We start from the raw sequence: 3,332 nt of genomic DNA, 5'->3' as shown, positions 1-3,332 counted from the left end.
AGACGGCAGCAGAGGCGGTGTATCAGTGCGAGCGACAATAGCTTAATCAGGCGTCGAAACTGACGCTCGAGTAGGGTATCCAACCGCAGCCGAACCGGCATCACCACTGGGAAGTGCCGCAATCCGAAATGTTTCTGCTGGGATGCCCGCTCTTGCAGGCACATCTGGACGCTCTGCAAGCGGCCGGACCGACCTGTAATACCGATTACAACCAAAACTGCGCGATGTTAACTACCTTTATTAATATAGGGCCGGTACTAAAAGAGCTTTAAGACCTACCATTTATTTGAGGATCCCCGAAGAGCCGGTAAAACGCAATAAGCCACGTCGCCTGTTCCTACTTATTTTGTGGGGAGCCGTAGGTATGCTGCTGGGCTCTGGCGTCGTGCTGGTGCGCCGTCGTTAATGTCGCCGACAGGCATTAAACTGTCGGGATAGTCCGCTGCCGTTAGTCGCTCAGCCTATTGTATTCCAAGCCGTTGCCGGCTTTGCTCAGAATAAAGGGAACTGTTGTGAAAGTGTTAATCGTTTTTGGCACACGGCCGGAGGCCATCAAAATGGCGCCGCTAGTTCTGGCTATGGCAGATGATCCGGCCTTTGAGACCCGCGTCTGCGTGACGGCCCAACATCGTGAGATGCTGGATCAGGTGTTACGTCTGTTTGCGATCGTGCCCGATTACGATTTAGATATCATGCGCCCGGCGCAGGGCCTTGGCGAGATAACCAGCCGCATATTGACCAGTATGCAGCCGGTGCTCGGCGACTTCCATCCAGACGTTGTGCTGGTGCATGGCGATACTACCACCACCTTGGCCGCCAGTCTGGCGGCGTTTTATCAGCATATCCCCGTGGGCCATGTGGAAGCAGGTCTGCGCACTGGCGATCTGTCCTCTCCCTGGCCGGAGGAGGCGAATCGCAAATTGACAGGCCACTTGGCCCGCTGGCATTTCGCGCCCACCGATAATGCCCGTGCCAACCTGTTGGCAGAGGGACTACCGGCAGCGCGTATCGCGGTGACCGGCAATACGGTTATCGATGCGCTGTCTTGGGTGCTGGACCAGGTAACAGGCAATACCGGGTTACATGCCAGCTTAGATAAGCTTTACGCGTTTCTCGACGGCGTGCAGAAGATGATATTGGTCACTAGCCACCGCCGAGAGAGCTTTGGAGACGGTTTCAAGCACATTTGCGCCGCGCTTGTGCGTATCGCTCTTGATCGTCCCGACGTGCAGGTGGTCTATCCGGTGCATCTTAATCCTAACGTCAGTGAACCGGTAAACCGTATGCTTAACGGTATCGCCAATATAAAATTAATTGATCCACAGGACTATTTGCCGTTCGTTTATTTAATGAATCGCGCCACGATTATTCTGACGGACTCTGGCGGGATCCAGGAAGAAGCTCCCTCTCTGGGAAAACCTGTGCTGGTAATGCGCGATACTACAGAGCGGCCAGAGGCAGTGACGGCTGGCACCGTGCGGCTGGTAGGTACGGACGAGCAGGCGATTCACCAGGCAGTATCGCAGCTGCTGAATGATGCTCAGGCATATCAACGGATGAGCCGGGCGCATAACCCCTATGGCGATGGCCACGCCTGTGAGCGGATTATCACTGTATTAAAAAAAGATGGCAGGTGAATCCATGAGTTTTGACACAATTTCCGTTATTGGACTAGGGTATGTCGGTCTGCCCACCGCCGCGGCGTTTGCCTCGCGCCGCAAACGGGTGATAGGAGTAGACACGAATCAGCATGCTGTGGACACCATCAACCGCGGCGCGATACACATCATTGAACCGGATTTAGGCCGAGTAGTGACCGATGCTGTGCGCCAGGGTCTGCTGCGGGCGGTGAGCCAGCCGCAGCCCGCGGACGCGTTCCTCATTGCCGTACCGACACCTTTTCAGCACGACCATGAGCCGGATCTTAGCTATGTAAAGGCGGCAGTTTTATCGCTGGCGCCGGTTTTAGAGCCCGGGTGTCTGGTAATCCTTGAGTCCACGTCGCCGGTGGGTACAATTGAACAGATGGCCGGCTGGCTGGCGGTCGCGCGTCCCGATCTGACCTTCCCACACCAGGCTGGAGAGGCGGCAGATATCAATATCGCCTATTGCCCGGAACGGGTACTTCCTAGCAAGATTATGGTGGAGCTGATTAAAAATGACCGGGTGATCGGCGGTATGACGCCGTGCTGCTCGGCGCGCGCTGCCGAATTGTATCGCATTTTCCTAGAAGGGGAATGCGTGGTTACAAATGCCCGCACTGCCGAAATGTGTAAGCTGACTGAGAATAGCTTCCGCGATGTGAACATTGCCTTCGCCAATGAGCTGTCGGTCATCTGCGCGGAACAGCAAATCAACGTCTGGGAGCTGATAGCACTGGCCAATCGCCATCCACGGGTCAATATTTTGCAGCCTGGACCAGGAGTCGGCGGCCATTGCATCGCGGTGGATCCGTGGTTTATTGTAGCTCAGAATCCAGCACAGGCGCGGCTTATCCGTACCGCGCGCCAGATTAATGATGATAAACCCGATTGGGTGGTGGAAAAAGTGAAGGCGGCAGTGGCGGATTGCCTTAATGACAGCGGGCGCGGCAGCAGCGATGTGATCATCGCTTGCTTCGGGCTAGCGTTTAAACCAGATATAGACGACCTACGTGAAAGTCCAGCGCTGTATGTGACGGAGCTTATCACCCGTTGGCATCGCGGCCAGACGTTGGTGGTGGAGCCGAATGTTGACGTGCTGCCAACATCGTTGGATGGATTGGTCACCCTGGCGGACCGAGATCACGCTCTGGCGACGGCAGATGTTCTGGTCATGCTGGTAGACCATCATCAATTCCGCGCTCTTGCGCCTTCCGCTATCCGTCAACGTTGGATAGTAGATACACGCGGAGTCTGGCGATGAGACGTCTGCTGATTACGGGCGGAGCAGGGTTTATCGGCTCGGCGCTGGTGCGCTATATTATCGAAACCACCACTGATCGGGTGCTGGTAGTGGATAAATTGACCTATGCCGGCAATATGGACTCGCTGGCGCCAGTCGCCGGTCATCCTCACTACCGTTTCGCCCACGCCGATATCGGTGACGGCCCGACAATGGCACGACTGCTTGCGGGGTTCCTGCCAGATGCCATTATGCATCTGGCAGCAGAAAGCCATGTAGATCGCTCCATTGACAGCCCAGCGGCGTTTATCGATACCAACATCACCGGGACCTCGATTCTTCTGGAAGCGGTCCGAGGTTATTGGCAGAGCTTGCCGCTGGCTGCGCGCGCCGCCTTTCGCTTTCACCATATCTCCACCGATGAAGTATACGGCGACCTACCCAATGAC

3 protein-coding genes and 1 pseudogene are annotated in these 3,332 nt (G+C 55.9%); all 4 read left to right on the top strand.

From position 1 onward, the window contains the following. Positions 1-406 (top strand): annotated as a pseudogene (locus BG74_RS20795) (hypothetical protein); the annotation flags it as partial. Positions 407-512: 106 nt separating this feature from the next. Continuing rightward, positions 513-1,637: a non-hydrolyzing UDP-N-acetylglucosamine 2-epimerase gene (gene wecB, locus BG74_RS07075; protein ID WP_066597511.1), complete on the top strand. Its 1,125-nt coding sequence runs from the start codon at positions 513-515 to the stop codon at positions 1,635-1,637. Positions 1,638-1,641: 4 nt separating this feature from the next. Beyond that, the gene (gene wecC, locus BG74_RS07070) at positions 1,642-2,904 is read left to right on the top strand and encodes a UDP-N-acetyl-D-mannosamine dehydrogenase (protein ID WP_066597510.1); all 1,263 of its coding nucleotides are present in this window, start codon (positions 1,642-1,644) and stop codon (positions 2,902-2,904) included. After that, a partial coding sequence (locus BG74_RS17675) for a GDP-mannose 4,6-dehydratase (RefSeq protein WP_244267411.1) occupies positions 2,901-3,332 on the top strand: 432 nt, incomplete at its 3' end. The genes wecC and BG74_RS17675, both read left to right, overlap by 4 nt.

Source organism: Sodalis-like endosymbiont of Proechinophthirus fluctus (assembly GCF_001602625.1).
Lineage (GTDB): Bacteria > Pseudomonadota > Gammaproteobacteria > Enterobacterales > Enterobacteriaceae.
This window is presented reverse-complemented; position numbering and strand designations above follow the sequence as displayed.